This is a genomic window from Pseudofrankia sp. DC12, assembly GCF_000966285.1.
GTDB lineage: Bacteria > Actinomycetota > Actinomycetes > Frankiales > Frankiaceae > Pseudofrankia.
The window spans coordinates 925017-944208 of the sequence record NZ_KQ031391.1 but is presented as its reverse complement, the minus strand read 5'-3'; the positions used below and the strand labels follow the sequence as shown (position 1 = coordinate 944208).

The following is a 19192-nucleotide window of genomic DNA, read 5'->3' as shown; positions in this document are numbered from 1 at the left end:
TTCCATGACCCGTCACACTTACGATCTTTATGGGTCTCGAGTTCTGTCTGTCGAGGCCATGCGGATGGCGGTTGAGCCTGCGCTCGAGATCGACTTCTCCTGGCATGAAAGTGACTATATGGGGGGTGACTATCTTCTCTTCCTCGGTTCTTTCGGCGAAAAATTTAGAATCCAGCGAAATGAGCTGGTCGACGAAGACGGCCCCTTCCTTTTCGAGCCTGAATTCGGTGAGTATGTAACTTTGCTCTCAGTTGATAAGGTGAGCGACGGGGACTTCTACCGTCTTCGGCTGGAGTCTGTGAATGGGTTGGAATTCCTGCGGCGCGAGGTGATATGAGTGTCGGGTGCCGCAAGTTAGTAGGAGTTCAAAAGATTGTTCGCTGTGTCGCCCCGCCGCGCGGTGCTGGTGGGCTTCGGGTTCTGTAGGCGTGTACGGGGGCGCGGCGTCTACCCTTCCCATTCCCTTCGAGCACGATCAGTGCGCGCACGGCTCGGGTGATGCCGCCGCCGTCATAGTCGAAGCGGCCGACGGCGGCGGCTAACAGGGCGGTCATCACGATGGCCAGTAGCGCGCCCGGCGCCGCGGCTTGCGGTGGGGAATCGATCTGGAGCGCCGGGCGGTGCGGGTCGGCCGAGCCGGAGCGGCTCCATACGCCCGCTGGCGAGCGCATCAGCGACCGTGGCCAGGCCGGCGAGATGCCGGGCTCGGGTCAGCAGCGCCAGCGTCGCGACGCCGGCCGCCGCCGGGAGCAGCGGCTGAGCCTGCCCGTTCGGGCAGCCTGGCCCAGATCCGCGGCGCGAAGACGACCGCGTCGGTCAGCACCCCGATCAGCAGGCCGCCGATCGGCGCCAGCGCCGTGAACCGGTCGGCCTCGCCGGCTCACCGGGTCCCGGATGGGCGAGGACACCAGTGCCGTGAGCGCGGCGCGGGTCCTGATCAATGGCCCATCCGGGACGGGGCCGCCTGTCAGGTGATGTCCGGGATGTTGAGCTCGTCGTCGGGCCGTCTGACGGTCGTGGCGGCGGCGTCGAGGTCGACGGCGGTCTCCACCGCGCCGATGACCAGGGCGGCGGCTGCGAGGGCGCTGGTGCCGTCGTCGGCGCGTGTCCGCAGGTCGATCAGTGACCGCAGACCGAGCGTGCCGACGACGTGCTTCGCCGACGGGTCGCTGGACTCGGCGCCCAACCAGCCACCACGCGCGCGCCGGGCGCGATCCGCTCGGCGGCGAGCGCCGCGGCGCGGCCAGGCGCGCCGTCGATGATCACCGGAGTTTGCCGCAGCGCGGCCTGGACGAGCAGTCCGCAGAGCGCGGCGAGGTCGGCGCCGCCGGCGACCTGCAGCACCGAGCGCGGGTCGGCGGCGAACGGCCGGGCCCGGCGCAGCGCGTCGCGGATCGCCGCCGTACGCAGCATCCACCGCTCGTCGTCCGAGCCGTCGCCGCGGTCGACGACGTCGATCGGCTCGAGGTCGCGCAGCGCGGCGACGACGACCGCGGCGGCGGTGTCCGCGCCGACGCCGAGCGTGCCCGTGACCAGCAGGTCGGCGCCGCCGTCGATCTCCTCGTCGGCCGCCGGCCGGTCGCGAACGCCAGGTTGAGTTCGGGGCGGCGGTCGCGACTACCGCACGGCGGACCCCCGTTTTTCGGTGCCAGGGCGCCGCGGGGTTGCGTTGACGCGAGCACGGGACCCAGCAACGTGGCCTGGTCGGGAACCCGGTCGGTGTACGGCCTGCCGGCGGCGGGTTCGCGACCTCGGAGGTGTGGCTGAGCGCCACGTCAACTTGGCTCAGGGGCGGGGGTTGCCCGTACAGTGGCAACGGTGATCGACTGATGCCTCGGGGCCGCGGAGGGTGGTAGGCGATGGCTCGCTGGTTCAACACGGCTGGGCCCTGCAACCCGTCGAATCACTACATGATCCCGGCCTCCGCGCGGCTCCCGGAGGTTCCGCGGCTCGTCGAGCGCCTGTCGTACTTCGTGGTGCATGCGCCGCGGCAGACCGGGAAGACGACCACGCTGGGCGCACTGGCGCGGGAGCTGACGGCCGGTGGCGGGCACGCCGCGCTGCTGACTTCCTGTGAGCCCGGGCGGCCCTGGGGCGATGACGTGGGTGCGGCTACCCGAGCGATCCTCGACCGGCTTCGTGCCGACGCACGGGTCACGCTGCCGCCGGAGCTGCGCCCGCCGCTGTGGCCCGAAGCGTCGGATGGTGGCCTGCTGGGCGCCGCGCTGCAGGCGTGGTCGGAGGCCTGCCCGAGGCCTGTTGTGCTGTTTCTTGACGAGATCGACGCCTTGGAGGGCAGGACGCTGGTCAGCGTCCTCGGTCAGCTGCGCAGCGGCGCGGGTGGCCGGCCGGAGGGCTTCCCCTCGTCCGTCGCGCTCTGCGGCCTCCGCGACCTTCGCGACTACAAAGCAGCGGCGGGCGGCGACCCGGTCCGGCTCGGCGGGCCGAGCCCGTTCAACATCATCGTTAAGTCGCTGCGGCTGGGTGACTTCGACCTCGACGACGTGCGCGAGCTTTACGGGCAGCACACCGCAGAAACCGGCCAGGTCTTCACCGCGGAAGCTGTTGGCAAGGTCATGGAGCTGACAGCCGGCCAGCCCTGGCTGGTGAACGCCCTTGCCGCGGAAATCGTCGACGAGATGGAAGTACCGCCGGCCGAGCCGATCAGCGCGGGCCATGTGGAGGAAGCGAAAGAACGGCTCATCCGCGCCCGGGCAACCCACCTTGACTCGCTCGCTGACAAGCTCAACGAGCCCAGGGTCCGCGTCATCATCGAACCCGTGCTGGCTGGGACCGAGCCTGCCGTCGACCCGCCAGCCGATGACGTCCAGTACGCCCGCGATCTCGGTCTGCTCGCGCAGACCCCACCGGTCCGCATCGCCAACCCGATCTACCGGGAGGTCGTCGCCAGGGTCCTTACCGACCGCGTGCTTGAGTTCTCGGCTGACGCGCCCGGGCCGCGTGCGTTCGTCCTCGTCGACGGCCGCCTCGACATTCCCGGCCTCCTCAACGAGTTCACCAGATTCTGGAGGGCCAACGGCGACATTCTGATGTCTCGCCAGGTCTATCACGAGGCCGCGCCCCACCTCGTCCTCATGGCCTTCCTCCAGCGCGTCATCAATGGCGGAGGCTATGTCGACCGGGAGTACGGCGTCGGCCGCGGCCGCATCGACCTCCTCGTCCGCTGGCCCTACCCGGGGCCAGCCGGGAGACCCGCCGTCCAGCGAGAGGCGTTCGAGCTCAAGGCCCGCGCCGACGGTGACGCGGACCCGCTCGCCAAGGGCCTCGCTCAGCTCGACAGCTACCTCGACCGCCTGGCCCTCGACACCGGCACCCTCGTCATCTTCGACCGCCGCCCCACAGCCAAGCCCATCGCGGAACGCACAGCCCTCTCTGCCACGACCAGCGCCACCGGTCGCACCATCACCCTCCTGCGCGCCTGAAACCCCCTGGTTCGGCTACGACGGTCTCAACCGGCGTTGGCGGCGACGGAGACCGAGCGTTCGCCGCCCGGATCCGCGTCGCGAAGACGACCGCGCCGGTCAGCACGCCGACCAGCAGGCCGCCGATCGGCGCGAGCGCCGGGAACCAGGCGGCCTCGCGACGGTTCACCGGCTCCCGGGTGGGTGCGAGCACCAGCGCCGCGAGCGCGGCGCGTGGGCTGATCAATGATCCAGCCGGGGCGGGGCGCCCATCAGGTGATGTCCGGGATGTTGAGGTCGTCGTCGGGTCGTCTGACGGTCGCCGCGGCGGCGTCCAGGTCGACGGCTGTCTCCACAGCGTCGATCACCAGCGTGGCGGCCGCGAGCGCGCCGCTGCCGTCGTCGGTGCGGGTCTTCAGGTCGATGAACGACCGCAGACCGAGCGTGCCGACGGCGTGCGTCGCCGCCGGGTCGCCGGGCTCGGCGCCTACCAGCCACCACGCCCGCGCCCCGGGGGCGATCCGCTCGGCGGTCAGCGCTGCGGCACAGCCCGGCACGCCGTCGATGATCACCGGGGTGCGCCGCAGGGCGGCCTGGATCAGCAGGCCGGTCAGCGCCGCGAGGTCCGCGCCACCGGCCACCCGCAGCACCGAGCGCGGGTCGGAGGCGAACGGTCGGACCCGGCGCAGCGCGTCCCGGATGGCCGCGGTGCGCAGCATCCACCGCTCGTCGTCCGACCCGTCGCCCCGGTCGACGACGTCGATCGGCTCGAGGTCACGCAACGCGGCGATGACGACGGCGGCCGCGGTATCCGCGCCGACGCCGAGCGCGCCCGTGACCAGTAGGTCGGCCCCGCCGTCGATCTCCTCGTCGGCCAGCCGCCGGCCGGTCGCGAACGCCAGGTCCAGCTCGGGGACGGTCAGCGCGTCGTCCTGGTCGATCCGCCCGTTGCCGGCGCGCACGCGGTAGCCGGTGGCCGGGGCGGGAGTGGCCTCGTCCGCGGTGTCGGCGACGGCGACGTCGACGACCCGGAGGCCGACCCCGCCGCGGCGGGCGAGGACGGCCAGCGGGGAGCCACCGGCGGCGACGGCGGCGGCCCGGCGCGCGGTCGCGCCGGCCGGCCACGGGTACAGGCCGCCCGCGGCGACGCCGTGGTCGGCGGCGAGCAGGACCGCCCGGGCGCGGGTGATCGGCCGGGGCGGCGAGGCGCCCTGCGCGGCGGCGATCCAGACCGAGACCTCGGCCAGCCGGCCGAACCCGTCCGCCGGTAGGTCCAGCGCCCGGGCCCGGCCGCGCGCCGCGGCCTGCTCGGCGGCGGCGATGGCGGCGTCCGGTTCGGGTATCGGGCCGATCGGCGCGGGCTCTGGGCTGACCTCAAGAACGGCGCTGGCCTCAAGAGCGGTGATGGTCTCGGGTTCTGCGCTGGTCTCGGGAGTGGTGCCGGTCCCGGTGGCTCTGCTGGTCCCGGTGGCGGCGGGCTCGGGGTCCGGGGCCGTGCCGGCCTCGCTCGCCGGGGCCGCTACGGCCGTCGGCGACTCGGGGCCTGGGGCCGCGGTCCCGGCGTGGGCGCTCTGCGGGTTCTCCACAAGGTCCTTACTACCCGATGGCTCGAAGCGCCGGCCCGGCCGCCCCGACGAAGGCCCGCAAGGCCCATCCGGCCGTCGGAGGGCGCCGTGGCGACGTAGCGCAGTTGACGTGCGCCGGAAGCGGTAGCTTTCCGGTGTGTTGCCGGATCGGTGGGGATCGTCCCCGGAGCGATGGCGGGTCGGCGAGCGCCGTCGGGTCTTCCTCAGCCACACGGGTGAGCTGCGCCAGTACCCGCGCGACCTGTCGTTCGTCGCCGCGGCCGAGCGCGCGGTGGCCCGGGCCGGTGACGTCGCCGTCGACATGGCCTACTTCGGGGCTCACGACGAGCCGCCGGCCGACTTCTGCGCCGCGCAGGTGCGGGCGAGCGACGTCTACGTCGGCCTGATCGGGTTCCGGTACGGCTCGCCGACCCGGGAGCAGCCGGACCTCTCCTACACCCAGCTGGAGTTCGAGGCCGCCACCCAGGCCGGGATCCCGCGGCTGGTCTTCCTGCTCGCCGACGACTCCGTCGTCCCGATCCAGGAGTTCTCCGACCTGTCCTACGGCGACCGGCAGCGCAGGTTCCGCGACGAGCTGCGGGCTGCCGGCATCATCACCACGGCCTTCCGCTCGCCGGCGGACCTGGAGACCGCGGTGCTGGACGCCCTGGTCAAGCTGCGCGACCGCCAGCGCGAGCAGGCCGAGTCCTCGGCGGGGCCGGCCAACGGCCTGGTCCGGTCCGGTGGTGGTGGCGCGACCGTGCTGGTGGTCGGCGTCGGCGGCGCCGCCCCCGGGCCTGCGGCGCTGGGCACCGGCGGCCGCCGTCCGTGGATGGTGCCGTCGCGGCGCGGCAAGGTGGTGGCCCGCCCGGAGCTCACCGGACAGGTGCTCGACCGGCTGCTGGAGCCGCGCGGCCAGAGTGGGGCGCCGCAGGTCGTCGTGCTGCGCGGGGTCGGCGGGTTCGGGAAGACGACGCTCGCCGCGGAGGTCTGCCGGCGGCCGGAGATCGCCGGGGCGTTCCCCGGCGGCGTGCTGTGGGTGACGCTGGGCGAGTCCGTCAGCGGTGCCACCCTGGCCGACAAGATCAACGACCTGAGTGAGGCACTGTCCGGCGTCCGGCCGGCGCTCGCGGACCCGGAGCAGGCCGGCTTCCGGCTCGGCGAGCTGCTCGGCTCGCCGCCGCGGCTGCTCGTCGTCGACGACGTGTGGGTCCGCGGCCAGCTCGCCCCGTTTCTGCAGGGCGGGCCGGGCTGTGTCCGGCTGGTCACCACCCGGATGCGCGACCTGCCGCCGGACGCCGGCCTCGCCGACCGGATCGAGGTCGCGGGGATGGCCGAGGCCGAGGCCGAGCGGCTGCTCACCCTCGACCTCGCCGGTCCCGGTTCGGCGCTGGCTGTGCGCGCCGACCGGGCCGGCGCGGTGAGCCTGCCGCCGGTTCGGGTCGAGGCGGCCGACGACGGGTGGCCGCCGGCCGACGGTTCGGCGCCGGCCGCCGGGCTGCTGCCGGTGGACCGGATGCACCAGCTGCTCGACGCGACCGGCCGCTGGCCGGTGCTGCTGCTGCTGGTCAACCGGGCGCTGGTGCGGATGGTGCGCGACGGCGTGCCGCCCGCCCGCGCCGCCGACCGGGTCCTGCGCCGGCTGGACCGACGCGGCCCGACCGCCTTCGACGTCACCCGGCTGGAGGACCGCAACCAGGCGGTCGAGGCGACCCTGTCGGCCAGCGTCGGCCTGCTCACCGGCGACGAGCTCGACCGGTACCTGGAGCTGGCGATCTTCCCGGAGGACGCCGACATCCCTCGCTACGTCCTGGAGGCCTACTGGGGCGCCACCGGCGACCTGAGCCCCGACGAGGTCGACGACCTGTGTCAGGAGCTCGCGGACCTGTCGCTGGTGCTCGCCTACCACCGGCACCCGCCGGCCCTGCTGCTCCAGGACGTGCTGCGCTCCTACCTGCGGGTCCGCGTCGGCGAGGAGCGGCTGCGCGAGCTGCACGGGGTGCTGTGCGACGCGTTGCGCGACCGGCTGCTCGGCGCGGCCGGCGCTGGCGGCCCTGGCCTGGACGGCGAGGACCTGGACGACGGCCTCGGCCCGGTGATCCCGGCGCCGGTCGCCGGCGCGACGCCCGCCGAGCCGGCGCAGTGGTGGCGGCTGCCGGCCGGGGCCGGCTACGTGTGGACGCACCTGACCGCGCACCTGGCCGGCGCCGGCCGGGTCGACGAGGTGCTCGCGCTGGTGCGGGACCTGCGGTGGACGGCGGCGAAGCTGGGCCGGCCCGGCCTCGGCCTGGTCGCCCTGGACGCCGATCTCGCCCTGGCCCGGGAGCTGGCGCCGGCCGACCGGGCACCGCGCGCGCTTCGCCGGATGCTGCGCCAGACCGCGCACCTGTTCAGCCCGACGGAACCGCCGGAGGCACTGGACGCGGTACTGCTCAGCCGGCTCGACGGCCTGCCCGCGCTGGCCGAGCCGCTGGCCCGGTTCGCCGGCACGGTGACCGGGCCGCGGCTGGTCAACCGGTGGAGCCTGCCGGACCAGCCCCATCCGGGCCTGGTCCGGGTGCTGCCGGGCCATTACCACTCCTGGGTCGACGCCTGCGTGATCTCGCCGGCCGGCGACTGGTTGGCCTCCGCCAGCTCCGACGGCACCGTCCGGCTCTGGGAGGCCGACACCGGTGCGGCCCGCGCGACCCTGGCCGGGCACCGCGGCGCGGTGCACGCCTGCGCGATCGCGCCGAGCGGTGACTGGCTGGTGTCCGGCGGCGCGGATGGCACGGCGCGGGTCTGGCCAGCGGCCGGCGGTCAGGCCCGGCTTGACCTGCCCGGCCACGACGGCGCCGTGCGCGGCGTGGCGGTCGCCCCGGCCGGGGACTGGCTGGCCAGCTGCGGCGACGACGGCACGGTGCGGTACTGGGACACGGCGACCGGCCGCCCCGGCCCCGTGGTCACGGTCGCGGCGGGGCAGCCGGTGCGGGATGTCGCGATCAGCCCGGACGGCCGGCTGCTCGCGGCGGCCTGCGAGGACGGTCAGATCCGGCTGTTCGCCGACGACGGCGTCCCGGCTGGCCGGTTGGTTGGCCATCGCGGCCCGGTGCGCCGGCTGGCCACCTGTAGCGGGCCGCACTGGCTCGCCTCGGTGGGCCAGGACGGCATCGCGTATCGCTGGGACCCGGCGGCTGGCGTGGCCGTCGCCCGCTACGACCTGGGCGCGACCGGCCCGGCGCGGGGCTGCGCGCTGTCCGCGGACGGAGGTTGGCTGGCCGCGACCGCGTCCGACGGGATCGTGCGGCTCTGGGAGACGGCGACGGGCGCGCGCCACCAGCTCGTCGGCCCGAGCGGGACGGCGGCCGTCTGCGCGCTGGCGGCCGACGGGACCTGGCTGGTCTCCGCCGGGCGGCACGGCGTCCTGCGGATCTGGGACGTGCGGTCCGCGGACGCCGACGTCGCGCCGGGCGGGCGGGACGAGGGGATGCGCGCCTGCGTCGCCAGCAACGACGGAACCTGGATCGTCTCGGTCTCCGAGGACTCGACCGCGGTCCAGTGGGACGTGGCTACCGCCGAGCCCCGCGCGGCGCTGGCTGGGGAGCGGCTGAGCCCGAACCGCGGCGGCGCGATCGCGCCCGACGACAGCTGGGTCGCGGTGCCTGGCCGCGACGGCGGAGTGCGGCTGTGGGAGCCGGCGACCGGCACCATCCGGGCGGTGCTGAGCGCGCCGAGCGAGGTGCGTGGCTATGCCGTCGGACCGGACGGCTCCTGGCTGGCCGGCGCCTGCCGGGACGGCGTCACGCGGATGTGGGACACCCAGAGCGGCGAGTGGCTCGCCTCGTTTGCCGGCCGGGAGCCGCGGGCGGGCGCCGCGGCCGCAGGCGGGCCGGTCCAGCCCGGGGCGGCGGCGGTCGGGGACCCGCACCGGGGATGCGTCGTCGCGCCGGACGGCTCGTGGGTGGCCGTCGGCGGCGGCCAGCGCGACATCCTGGTCTGGGACGTCGCGACGCTTGAGCCACTCGCCGTGCTGTCCGGGCACTCGAACGAGGTGCTGGGCCTCGCGGTCGCCCCCGACGGCCGGTTCCTGGTCTCGGCCGGCGCCGACCACACGGTGCGGGTCTGGTGGACCGACGGCTGGCGAGCCGGTCCGGTCCTCGACGGCCACAGCCACACGGTGCGCGCCGCGGCGGTCAGCGCCGACGGGGCGTTCGTCGCGAGCGCGGGCGGCGACGGCTCGGCCCGGGTCTGGGAGACCACGGGCTGGCGGTGCGTCACGCTGATGCGTTTCGACGGGGCGGCCCGTGACTGCGCCTGGCTGCCCGACGGCCGCGGGCTCGTCGTCGCGGCGTCCGGCGGGCTCTACCTGTACGACCTCGTCCTGGACTGATCGCCGCCGTAGCGCGGGCCCGCGGTGAGCCGGGGCTCGCCGCTTGGCGAAGAGGCCGGCCGGGGCGGGAAGGTCAGCCCCAGCATGGCGACGGCGGCCGCCAGCGCGACGGCCAGCCAGGCCGTCCGGGCCGGGTCGGGGCCGAGGTCCGGCGGCACGAACGCCGCCCCGGCGGCGGCCAGGACCGTGGTCCCGAGGGCCAGCGCGGAGGCGGCGTCCAGGCGACGGTCCAGCCAGCCGTGGTGGGCCCGCCGGCCCGCCGGCCGGCCGGTGGCGACGACGAGCAGCGCGACGCTGGCTACCGCGGCGGCCAGCCTGGCGGAGACGCCGTCGGCCGCGACCCAGCCGAGCCCGAGGTCGAGACCCACGAGCACCGCGAGCAGCCGCGCGCCCAGCCGCGCCCAGGCCCGGAGAGTGTGACCAATCCGACACCTCATGGGCCCTGATGTACCCGGCTTCCGGGTGAGCCGTACCGGCTGACCGGGTGATGCGGCCGCCGGCCTGCCGCTGGCGCCTGGGTGCGCTCAGCCGTGCGGGTGGCGCTTGCGCTCGGCCAGCGTCATCGCGGTGAGCACGATGCCGAGCACGATGATCGAGCCGAAGGTGAGGATCGCCACCACCCAGGGGGCGAACCCGCCGCTGTGCGAGGCCGTCGACTCGGCGAGCAGTGTGACCACGTGGATCTTCCTCCGGTGGGTTGGGGCCGGCGACGCACCTACGGTAGCCAATCGGGCGGTTCGGTGGCCTTCCAGTACCGACCTGGCGGTGACCGGGCAGATCACAACACTTCCCCCGAACCTCGGCCGGGGCCGCGGGCCACCGGCCTGCCGGCCGGGAGCGTTCCTCGCGTGCCAGTGGCCGATGTGGGTTGGATGGAGCAGGCGGCGGGTGGCCGCCGGCAGAGTGGAGGAGGCGCGCGGTGAGCTGGACCTGGCGGTACGAGGGTGACGACGGCGCTGGGGTGACGGTGGCGGGGGCGTCCGGTTCGGAGTCGTTCTCCAGCCAGGGGGACGCGGAGACCTGGATCGGCGAGGCCTGGCCGGAGCTGCTGGAGGGCGGCGTCACCCAGGTGACCCTGTGCGACGCCGGCAAGAAGATCTACGGCCCGATGAGCCTTCGCCCGACCACCTGACGAGTGCGAGCCGGGGTGCTCCGGCGCCTCGGCTAACAAAGTTAGCCAGAGCCCTTGACGAAGCTAACAGCGTTAGCCCACAGTATGGCTAACGCTGTTAGCAACCCCAAGGGAGCACGTCATGAACGACACCGCCGCCACCTCGCCCACCCCGGAGCCGGCCGAGGCGCCGCACTACCAGGAGCCGGGCGTCCTCACCCGCAAGGTCTTCAACGGGCTGGTGGCCCTCGCCACCCGCGCGGGCGTCAGCGTCCTCGGGAGCCGGGTGCTGGAGGTGCGCGGCCGGGTCAGCGGCGAGCCGCGGCGCACCCCGGTGAACCTGCTCACGCTGGACGGCCGTGGGTACCTCGTCTCGCCGCGTGGCCACTCCCAGTGGGTGCGCAACGCGCGGGCCGCGGGCGGCGAGCTGGACCTGCTGCTCGGCCGGTCACGGTCCCGCTACCGGGCCACCGAGCTGACCGACGACGAGAAGGTCCCGGTGCTGCGGGCCTACCTGCGGCGCTGGAAGGCCGAGGTGGGTGTCTTCTTCGGCGGGGTCGGCCCGGACTCGACGGACGAGGAGCTCGCCGCGATCGCCCCGCGCCACCCGGCCTTCGTCCTTGAGAAGATCGGGTGACCATGCTGGAACCGCCGCCGCCCGCCGCGCCGCCGCCGCCGCCGCCCGCCGCGCCGCTGCCGCCGTCGCCCGCCGCGCCGCTGCCGCCGTCGTCGCCGCTGCCGCGGGTCGCGGCGCGGCCGGCGCCGCCCGCGTACTCGGCGCGGGTCCGGGAGATCCTGGCCGCGGGCCGTGCGCTGCTCGCGGCCGAGGGGCCTGAGGCGTTGACGATGCGCCGCGTCGGCGGCGAGGTGGGCATCCGGGCGGCGTCGCTGTACAAGCACCTGCCCGGGAAGGCGGCGCTGGAGGCCGCGCTCGTCGAGGCGGCGCTGTTCGAGATCGGTGACGCGCTGCACGCGGTCGTCGACGCGGCGGCGGCCAGCGACGGTGTCGGCGCGCTGCTGGCCGAGTACCGGCGGGTCGCGTTGGGCGAGGCGAACCTCTACCGGCTGGCGACGTCCGGCCGGATCGACCGGGGCCGGCTCACAGCGGGGCTCGACGCCTGGTCCGGCGAGCCGTTCTACCGGGCCACCGGCGAGCCGTACGTGGCGCAGGCGCTGTTCGCCGCGGCCCACGGCGCGGTGATCCTGGAGATGGACCGGGCCTACTCGGACACGTCGGACCTCGACGCCACCTGGCGGGCCCTGGCGGCGGCGTTCGCCCGGTGATCCCGCGCCGCGGGTGGGAGCACCGGGCGAACGCCCTGGCTGGGACCGGTGCGCCTACCGCTCGACGACCGCGCCGAGCGCGTCGTCGATGCGGGCCATGATCTCGGGGGAGAGCACGACTCCGGCCGCCTTGACGTTCTCGCGGACCTGCTCGGGCCGGGTCGCCCCGATGATCGCCGACGCGACGTTGTCGTTCTGCAGCACCCAGGCGACCGCGAGCTGCGCCAGTGACAGGCCCGCGTCGGTGGCGATCGGCTTCAGGTTCTGGACGCCGGCCAGCACGTCCTCGCGCAGCCACTGCCCGATGAACGTCGCGCCGGTCGAGCCGGTGGCCCGGCTGCCGGGAGGCGGCGGCTGGCCCGGCAGGTACTTGCCGGTCAGCACCCCCTGCAGGATCGGCGACCAGACGATCTGGGAGATGCCCGACCTCGCCGACGTCGGCACGACGTCCGCCTCGATCGCGCGAACCAGCATGTTGTACTGCGGCTGGTTGGAGATGATCCGGTCCAGGCCCATCTCGCCGGCCAGCCGCACCGCGTCGGCGATCTGGTCGGCGGACCATTCGGAGACGCCGACGTAGAGCGTCTTCCCCGCCCGGACCAGGTCGTCGAACGCCCGCAGCGTCTCCTCCAGCGGCACTGTGGGGTCGTAGCGGTGCGCCTGGTAGAGGTCGACGTAGTCGGTCCGCAGCCGCTTCAGCGACGCGTTCATCGACTCGACGATGTGCTTGCGGCCCAGCCCCTTGTCGTTCTGGCCGGGGCCGGTCGGCCAGAAGACCTTGGTCGCGAGCTCGTACGACTCACGCCGCACGCCGGTGAGCGCCTCGCCGAGCACGCTCTCCGCCTGCCCGCCGGCGTACACGTCGGCGGTGTCGAAGGTGGTGATTCCCGCGTCGAAGGCGGCCCGTACGCAGGCGACCGCCTGCTCGGCCTCGATCTGGTCACCGTGGGTGATCCAGTTCCCGTACGAGATCTGGCTGACAGTCAGGCCGCTCTGCCCGAGGCGTCGGTATTCCACAGACCAACCCTATGGCCCGTCCATGGGCGGGAGGCTCGGAGCGGGACATCCCTCGCCCCGGCTCCACCGCGGTCTGCGGCGTCGCCCGTCCACGAAACCCGAGCCAGAAATGCACCAACCCCCGACATCCGCACCGACGGACATCAGGGGTTGGGAGGGCGCTCAGCGCCCGAGGCGGGCGGCCGGAGGCGCGAAGCGCCGTCTCCGGCCGCCGCCCTACCGGGAGCGGGGCGTGACCCGGGCCTTGGGCATGCGGAACCTTCTGGGGGCGATCGCCCGGCGCACGGCGTACATCTTCACCTTGACCAGGGAGCCGGGATATGCCTCGGCGACGGCCCTGCCGACCTTCTGCGACAGGTAGTAGCTGTCGGCGATGATCGCGAACAGGCCGAGCAGCATCACGTAGAGAACGACCTGGTGTACCGCGGCGCTCGGGAAGAAGCTGCCCAGGTAGAACACGACGATCACGATCAGGAACACCGGGCCGACGTTGTAGCGGCTGTCGACGATGTCGCGGGCGAGCACCCGCTCAGGAACCCGCTCCCCGGGCGGCATCTTCGAGAGGTCGCCGGAGCGCATCGCCGCGCGCTGGTCCTGGACAAGCCGCCGGCGCTCGGAGCGGTCCCGCGCGCGGGCCTCCTTGGTCGTCGCGGGCGCGCCGAAGGAGCCACCGGACGCGCGGGTCGCCCGGGCCTGCGAGCGCTTCGGTGTCGGCCGGCCCTTCTTGGCCGTCGTGCGACCGTCGGCGCCGACGGGCTCGGCGACGTCGGCGTCGGAGTCGGTCGGTTCCGGCTCAACGTCGCGTGACCGCTTCTTGAGGTTGATCGAGGGCATCAGGGGAGCGCCAACATCTGGTCGAGGGCCTTTCGGGCGTAGTGGGCCACATCCGGCGCGACCGTGATCCGGTTGACCGGCTCGCTGCGGACGAGGGACTCCAGCGCCCACACGAGGTGTGGCATGTCGATGCGGTTCATAGTGGAGCAGAAGCACACCGTCCGGTCCAGGAAGACGATGTTCTTGTCCGGATGACGGTTCGCGAGCCGCTGCACCAGGTTGAGCTCAGTGCCGATCGCGAACGCCGAGCCGGCCGGCGCCGCGTCCACCACCTTGATGATGTACTCCGTCGACCCGACCAGGTCGGCGGCGGTGACAACCTCCCGCCTGCACTCGGGGTGTACCAGGACACTTACCCCAGGTATGCGGCCCCGCACCTCGTCGACGCACTCCCGGCTGAACCGGCCGTGCACCGAGCAGTGCCCCTTCCAGAGGATCATCTTCGCGTCACGCAGCTGGTCGACCGTCAGGCCGCCGTTCCTGCGGCGCGGGTCGTAGACGACACAGTCGGCCTCGGTCAGGCCCAGCTCGCCGATCGCGGTGTTGCGGCCGAGGTGCTGGTCGGGAAGGAACAGCACCCGCTCGCCGCGGCGCTGCGGCCCGAACGCCCAGGTGAGCGCCTGCTGGGCGTTCGACGACGTGCAGACCGTGCCGTCGTGGCGGCCGGTGAAGGCCTTGATCGCGGCCGAGGAGTTCATGTACGTCACCGGCACGGTGCTCTCGGCCACGCCGGCCTCCAGCAGGTCGTCCCAGGCCTGCTCCACCTGCTCGGCGCTGGCCATGTCGGCCATCGAGCAGCCCGCGGCCAGGTCCGGCAGTACCACGTGCTGCTGCGCGGTGGTGAGGATGTCGGCGCTCTCGGCCATGAAGTGCACGCCGCAGAAGACGATGTGCTCGGCCTCGGGCCGGGCCGCCGCCTGCTGGGCGAGCTTGAACGAGTCGCCGGTCACATCCGCCAACGCGATCACGTCGTCGCGCTGGTAGTGGTGACCGAGGATGAAGACCTTGTCGCCCAGGGCTGCCTTCGCCGCGGCGGCCCGTCCGGCCAGCTCGGGGTCGGCGGCGGCCGGCAGGGCCCCTGGGCAGTCGACACCGCGCTCGCTGCCCGGGTCGGTGCCCTGGCCGAGCAGCAGCAGGGCCAGCGGAGACGGCGTCACGCCGATGCGCTCCAGCGTGGGGTTGGTTGTCATGGAAGCCCCCTCGGTCGACCGGCGCGAACCAGGCGTCGGCTCACATATGGTCGCTGAGACTTTAACTCACGAATGGTCGGCGAGACACTAACTCCGCTTCGCGGTCCATGCGTGGTTCGTCCCACAGTCACGGTGGCGACACGTGACGGACGTCTCGGGCGGCGTGTAGGCGAGCCGGTCGATCGTCCGGCCGGTCAGCCGCCAATCGGGATGTCCGGGAAGGCCGCGTGCCCCGGCAGGTAGTTCACGTCGCCGCTTTAGTCCACGACGAAGTTGTATCTGCCCGGCAGCACGGTGATCTGGACGCCGTACTCGAGTTCGTTCACCCGTCCCACGGTCACGGTTCCATACGACACGCCTTCGGGGACGACCGTGACCGTGCCCGTTGGGTGGGGCTCGCCGGGTAGCTGCCCGACGTGGTCCGTCGCGGTGGAGACGATGAACCACAGCGGCGGCCTTGGGTCCAGGCTGGGCTCGATGTACATCTGCATGGTCACCGGCTTGCGGACCCCGCGTAGGTGGGCGCGGAGCCGGTGCGGACCCGCGGCCTGGGTACGGCGCCGGCATGGGGCCGTGACCCGGGTGGACAGGAGAGGGAGCGGCTACGATGGGAAGCGGAACCGGGCCGGCGTTGTTGCCGCTGCTGGTGGCACCCGCCACCGGAAGTGCGTCACACCCGGCAGGACACGCTCGGCATCGCCGCCGCGCGTGGGCCGTCCGGGCCGCGTGGAGGGCGCCGACGCGGTCCCGGTCGCGCGGAACCCGTGCGGCGCACCCCGTAGGTACCTTCCGAAAGGGCAGGAGCAGCCCCTATGACCGTCCAGGACACGACGACGGAAACCGAGACCCGGCCCAGCCAGGTCGTCCTCACCGACCTGGCCGCCAGCAAGGTGAAGTCCCTGCTCGAGCAGGAGGGCCGCGACGACCTGGCCCTGCGCATCGCCGTTCAGCCCGGTGGCTGCTCCGGCATGCGCTACCAGCTGTTCTTCGACGAGCGCCAGCTCGACGGCGACACGCTGCTCGACTTCTCCGGCGTCAGGGTGGCGGTGGACCGGATGAGCGCCCCGTACCTGGGCGGCGCGACCATCGACTTCGTCGACACCATCGAGAAGCAGGGCTTCACGATCGACAACCCCAACGCGCAGGGCTCGTGCGCCTGCGGCGACAGCTTCCACTGATGCTGCTCGGCTCACCCTGTTCGCTGCCCTTCGGGCGGCTTCCCGGGTGAGCCGCGTCAGATATCCGCTGCGGGGGCGACCCCGGACCCCGAGGTCGCGCTTCGCGCGACGTGGCGGACGGGCACTGAACGCCGGGGTCTGGTAGAGCGTCCGTAGTGTCCGCGAGGGCTCGGTGTGACGGGAATCATTCCCGCGGCGCCGGGCCCTCGCGGCTTTTGTGGGGGCGACCCGCGGGGTTCGGCGGTCGGTCGATTGGTGGGGCGCTGGTGCAGATGATCATCATGGTCGTTAGGCTTGGGCATCGTGCGTATTGCCGTCACCGGGTCCATCGCGACCGATCACCTCATGCGCTTCCCCGGGCGGTTCGCCGATCAGCTGATCGCCGAACAGCTCGAGCGGGTCTCGCTGTCCTTCCTCGTCGACGAGCTGGTCATCCGGCGCGGCGGGGTCGCCGCCAACATCAGCTTCGGGCTCGGCCGGCTGGGGCTGCACCCGGTGCTGGTCGGCGCCGTCGGCGAGGACTTCGCCGACTACCGCTCGTGGCTCGACCGCCATGGCGTCGACACCGCCTCGGTCCGGGTGAGCGACCTGGCGCACACCGCCCGCTTCGTCTGCACCACCGACGACGACCTGTGCCAGATCGCCTCGTTCTACCCGGGCGCGATGTCCGAGGCCCGCCACATCGAGCTCGCCCCTGTCGCGGACCGGTTCGGCGGCATCGACCTCGTGATCATCAGCCCGAACGACCCCGAGGCGATGGCCCGGCACACCGACGAGTGCCGCGAGCGCGGCTACCCGTTCGCCGCCGACCCGTCCCAGCAGCTCGCCCGCGTCGACGGCGCCCCGGCCCGCCAGCTGGTCGACGGCGCCGCCTACCTGCTGTGCAACGAGTACGAGAAGGCGCTGCTGGAGCAGAAGACCGGCTGGTCGGATGCCGAGGTGCTGGCTCACGTCGGCATCCGGGTCACCACCCGCGGCGCCGACGGTGTGCGGATCGAGTCGGCCGCGGACGGCACGTCGATCCTGGTCCCGGTCGTGCCCGCCCGGGACACCCCGGACCCGACCGGCGTCGGCGACGCGTTCCGCGCCGGGTTCTTCGCCGGCCGGTCCTGGGACCTCTCGCTGGAGCGGTCGGCCCAGCTCGGCTGCCTGCTGGCGACGCTGGTGCTGGAGACTGTCGGCCCGCAGGAGTACGAGGCTGACCCGGCCGAGCTGCTAAAGCGCTTCACCGAGGCCTACGGTGCCGACGCCGCCAACGAGATCAAGGACTACCTGCCCGGAGTCTGAGCCCAAGCCCCCGCCTCAGTCCTACGCGTTGGTCGCTGATGGGCGCAGGCCCGCGACCACGACGTAGGACTGAGGCGGGGGACACCCGCTAGGAGACGCGGCGGATCAGGAACGCCTGGCCGCGGTGCAGCTCACGGGCGCTCAGGAGTTCCTGCTTGCGCAGGCGGCACCAGGCGGCCACGTCGGCGGGCGCGGCCGGGTCGTCGGCCAGCAGCTCTACCGTCCCGCCCACCGGGACGTCGTCGAACCGCTTCGCCAGGTCGATGATCGGCAGTGGGCAGTGCCGGCCCAGCGCGTCCACGACCAGGTCCGGCGGGCCTCCGGCGTCCGGCGCCTGCCGCGTCCCGTCGTTCGCCTCGCTCACAGGCCCACGACTCCGGCTCGCTCGCGGATGCCGGCGACGGTGCCGGGCAGCGCGTCCAGCAGCGCGGCCAGGTCGGCGGCCGACGAGTCCCGGCCGAACGAGACACGGATGTTGCCGTGCGTCAGCGCGCCCATCGCCACCAGCACGTGACTGGGTGTCAGCGCGTCCGACGCGCAGCTCGAGCCGCTGCTCACCGCGATCCCGGCCCGGTCGAGCTCGCCGAGCAGCGCCTCGCCCGCCACGTACAGGCAGGAGAACGCGACCAGGTGCGGCAGCCGGCCGGCAGGGTCCGGATCGCCGAGCAGCTCGACGTCGTCGACCAGTGCGGGGAGCCGGGCGCGCAGCTCGGCGGTCAGCGCGCCCAGCCGGTCGCGCTCGGCGGCCAGCTCGCCGGCCTGGGCGTGCAGCGCGGTCGCCGTCGCGACGATCGCCGGCAGGTTGGGGAAGCCGGCCGCGCGGCCGTGCTCGCGCTCGTCGGCGGGCATCGGGTTCGCCCACCGGGTACCCGCCCGCACCACCAGGATCCCGACGCCGGGCGGGCCGCCGAACTTGTGCGCGCTCGCGGTGAGCAGGTCGGCCCCGAGCACGCGGACGTCGACCGGGACCCGCCCGACGGTCATGGCGGCGTCCGTGTGCAGCGGCACCCCGGCCGCGTGCGTGATCTCGGCCACCGCCGCCACCGGCTGCACCGTGCCGACCTCGTGGTTGGCGTGCTGCACACTCACCAGAGCGGTGCCCGGTGGGGGAGCGCAGCCGGCCGGGTCCACCCGTCCGTGGACGTCCACGGGAAGCTGGCGCACCCGGCCGCCGGACCGCTCGTGGCGGTCCGCGGCGTGCAGCACGCTGGAGTGCTCGACGGCGCTGACCAGCACCAGGTCGCCGGCCCGGCGGCGGCCGGCGGCCGTGCCCAGCACGGCCTGGTGGGCGGCGAATGTTCCGCTCGCGCAGAAGGAGACCTCGTCGGCCCGGGCGCCGAGCACCCCGGCGACGCTCTCTCGGGCCGCGTCCAGCAGCATCCGGGCCCGGCGGCCCTCCCGGTAGAGCCGGGCCGGGTCGGCCCAGCCGTCGTCGAGCGCGGCGAGCAGCGCGGCCCGCGCGGCCGGGTGCAGCGGGGTCGTCGACGCGTGGTCGAGATAGGCCGGCACGCCGTCGACGCTACGCCGGCACGACGACACGCCGTGCCCGTCTGGACCGGCCCGTCCGGAGCGCCCTTGGCGGGCTGGACACCCCGATTTCGCGACAGATCGTCATAGTCCGTAACGCTGCGCTTTCGGCTGCGGGATCGAAGGGTGTGAACCCTGGCGCGGGAGGGCCTCTGGCGAGAACCGTGACGTCGGCTGGGATACGCTCCCGTCGCAGCAACTACAGCGTGTCGAAGACCGTGCGTTCGCCCAGGTGACCCAGTCGTGTGTCCCGGGTTGGGCGTAGTCGTGGGAGGCAGGACCTGGTGAGGAGTTCCTTCGGTCGGACCCGGCCGGCGGGCCTGGCTAACGGGCGCGCGAGCATGGCGGAGCCGTGCGCGCCCGGCGGCCCACGGGCCCGTACAGCTGTGGGCGACGTTTCGCCGCCCC

20 protein-coding genes are annotated in these 19192 nt (G+C 73.7%); 8 read left to right on the top strand and 12 right to left on the bottom strand.

The window, feature by feature from the left end:
* The first annotated feature begins 4 nt into the window (after positions 1–4).
* Positions 5–337 (top strand): hypothetical protein, encoded by a 333-nt coding sequence (locus tag FRADC12_RS03865; RefSeq protein WP_157488682.1) that lies wholly within the window; start codon positions 5–7, stop codon positions 335–337.
* A gap of 630 nt (positions 338–967) precedes the next feature.
* Here FRADC12_RS03865 and FRADC12_RS34205 read toward each other — a convergent pair.
* Together FRADC12_RS34205 and FRADC12_RS34200 are read right to left on the bottom strand one after the other, a co-directional pair.
* Positions 968–1186 carry a nicotinate-nucleotide--dimethylbenzimidazole phosphoribosyltransferase gene (locus tag FRADC12_RS34205; protein WP_045875586.1) on the bottom strand — a complete coding sequence of 73 codons (219 nt, stop codon included), beginning with the start codon at positions 1184–1186 and terminating at the stop codon, positions 968–970.
* Positions 1120–1536, bottom strand: coding sequence for a nicotinate-nucleotide--dimethylbenzimidazole phosphoribosyltransferase (locus FRADC12_RS34200; protein WP_349305923.1), 417 nt, complete (start codon positions 1534–1536; stop codon positions 1120–1122). The genes FRADC12_RS34205 and FRADC12_RS34200 overlap by 67 nt, the downstream gene beginning before the upstream one ends.
* A 323-nt stretch (positions 1537–1859) precedes the next feature.
* Between FRADC12_RS34200 and FRADC12_RS03850 the strand changes: the two genes are divergently transcribed.
* The gene (locus tag FRADC12_RS03850; RefSeq protein ID WP_045875584.1) at positions 1860–3443 is read left to right on the top strand and encodes an ATP-binding protein; all 1584 of its coding nucleotides are present in this window, start codon (positions 1860–1862) and stop codon (positions 3441–3443) included.
* On the opposite strand, the gene FRADC12_RS03845 is transcribed toward FRADC12_RS03850, so the two are convergent.
* Both FRADC12_RS03845 and FRADC12_RS03840 read right to left on the bottom strand, forming a co-directional pair.
* On the bottom strand, positions 3424–3669 hold the full coding sequence (locus FRADC12_RS03845) for a hypothetical protein (protein ID WP_045875583.1): 246 nt from the start codon (positions 3667–3669) through the stop codon (positions 3424–3426). The two genes, FRADC12_RS03850 and FRADC12_RS03845, sit on opposite strands and share 20 nt — an antisense overlap.
* A 25-nt stretch (positions 3670–3694) precedes the next feature.
* Complete coding sequence (locus FRADC12_RS03840) at positions 3695–5008, bottom strand: nicotinate-nucleotide--dimethylbenzimidazole phosphoribosyltransferase (RefSeq protein ID WP_084010431.1); 1314 nt, start codon at positions 5006–5008, stop codon at positions 3695–3697.
* Between the two features lie 136 nt (positions 5009–5144).
* Between FRADC12_RS03840 and FRADC12_RS03835 the strand changes: the two genes are divergently transcribed.
* On the top strand, positions 5145–9356 hold the full coding sequence (locus FRADC12_RS03835) for a DUF4062 domain-containing protein (RefSeq protein ID WP_045875582.1): 4212 nt from the start codon (positions 5145–5147) through the stop codon (positions 9354–9356).
* On the opposite strand, the gene FRADC12_RS03830 is transcribed toward FRADC12_RS03835, so the two are convergent.
* Together FRADC12_RS03830 and FRADC12_RS31975 are read right to left on the bottom strand one after the other, a co-directional pair.
* Positions 9329–9793, bottom strand: a complete 465-nt coding sequence (locus tag FRADC12_RS03830; RefSeq protein WP_045875581.1) for a hypothetical protein — start codon at positions 9791–9793, stop codon at positions 9329–9331. The two genes, FRADC12_RS03835 and FRADC12_RS03830, sit on opposite strands and share 28 nt — an antisense overlap.
* Positions 9794–9880: 87 nt before the next feature.
* Positions 9881–10033 (bottom strand): hypothetical protein, encoded by a 153-nt coding sequence (locus FRADC12_RS31975; RefSeq protein ID WP_198152766.1) that lies wholly within the window; start codon positions 10031–10033, stop codon positions 9881–9883.
* Between the two features lie 242 nt (positions 10034–10275).
* Here FRADC12_RS31975 and FRADC12_RS03825 point away from each other — a divergent pair, with 242 nt between their 5' ends.
* The 3 genes from FRADC12_RS03825 to FRADC12_RS03815 all read left to right on the top strand — a co-directional run bounded on the left by FRADC12_RS03825 (position 10276) and on the right by FRADC12_RS03815 (position 11751).
* Positions 10276–10488: a hypothetical protein gene (locus tag FRADC12_RS03825; RefSeq protein WP_045875580.1), complete on the top strand. Its 213-nt coding sequence runs from the start codon at positions 10276–10278 to the stop codon at positions 10486–10488.
* Between the two features lie 121 nt (positions 10489–10609).
* Positions 10610–11104, top strand: coding sequence for a nitroreductase/quinone reductase family protein (locus FRADC12_RS03820; protein WP_045875579.1), 495 nt, complete (start codon positions 10610–10612; stop codon positions 11102–11104).
* 2 nt (positions 11105–11106) lie between these two features.
* Complete coding sequence (locus FRADC12_RS03815) at positions 11107–11751, top strand: TetR family transcriptional regulator (protein WP_084010430.1); 645 nt, start codon at positions 11107–11109, stop codon at positions 11749–11751.
* Positions 11752–11805: 54 nt separating this feature from the next.
* On the opposite strand, the gene FRADC12_RS03810 is transcribed toward FRADC12_RS03815, so the two are convergent.
* The 4 genes from FRADC12_RS03810 to FRADC12_RS03795 all read right to left on the bottom strand — a co-directional run bounded on the left by FRADC12_RS03810 (position 11806) and on the right by FRADC12_RS03795 (position 15289).
* Positions 11806–12768 carry an aldo/keto reductase family protein gene (locus FRADC12_RS03810; RefSeq protein WP_045875578.1) on the bottom strand — a complete coding sequence of 321 codons (963 nt, stop codon included), beginning with the start codon at positions 12766–12768 and terminating at the stop codon, positions 11806–11808.
* 216 nt (positions 12769–12984) lie between these two features.
* Positions 12985–13602, bottom strand: coding sequence for a DUF3043 domain-containing protein (locus FRADC12_RS03805; protein WP_045875577.1), 618 nt, complete (start codon positions 13600–13602; stop codon positions 12985–12987).
* A complete protein-coding gene (nadA, locus tag FRADC12_RS03800) occupies positions 13602–14792 on the bottom strand; it encodes a quinolinate synthase NadA (RefSeq protein ID WP_045875576.1) in 1191 nt (396 codons plus the stop codon). Before nadA ends, FRADC12_RS03805 begins: the two co-directional genes overlap by 1 nt.
* Positions 14793–15049: 257 nt before the next feature.
* The gene (locus FRADC12_RS03795) at positions 15050–15289 is read right to left on the bottom strand and encodes a hypothetical protein (protein ID WP_157488681.1); all 240 of its coding nucleotides are present in this window, start codon (positions 15287–15289) and stop codon (positions 15050–15052) included.
* A 315-nt stretch (positions 15290–15604) separates the two neighbouring features.
* Here FRADC12_RS03795 and FRADC12_RS03790 point away from each other — a divergent pair, with 315 nt between their 5' ends.
* Positions 15605–15970: a HesB/IscA family protein gene (locus FRADC12_RS03790; RefSeq protein ID WP_045875574.1), complete on the top strand. Its 366-nt coding sequence runs from the start codon at positions 15605–15607 to the stop codon at positions 15968–15970.
* Positions 15971–16273: 303 nt separating this feature from the next.
* Positions 16274–17257: a carbohydrate kinase family protein gene (locus FRADC12_RS03785; RefSeq protein ID WP_045879048.1), complete on the top strand. Its 984-nt coding sequence runs from the start codon at positions 16274–16276 to the stop codon at positions 17255–17257.
* Between the two features lie 88 nt (positions 17258–17345).
* On the opposite strand, the gene FRADC12_RS03780 is transcribed toward FRADC12_RS03785, so the two are convergent.
* The gene (locus FRADC12_RS03780; protein WP_045875573.1) at positions 17346–17621 is read right to left on the bottom strand and encodes a sulfurtransferase TusA family protein; all 276 of its coding nucleotides are present in this window, start codon (positions 17619–17621) and stop codon (positions 17346–17348) included.
* A complete protein-coding gene (locus FRADC12_RS03775; RefSeq protein WP_045875572.1) occupies positions 17618–18766 on the bottom strand; it encodes a cysteine desulfurase family protein in 1149 nt (382 codons plus the stop codon). The genes FRADC12_RS03780 and FRADC12_RS03775 overlap by 4 nt, the downstream gene beginning before the upstream one ends.
* Positions 18767–19192 lie beyond the last annotated feature (426 nt).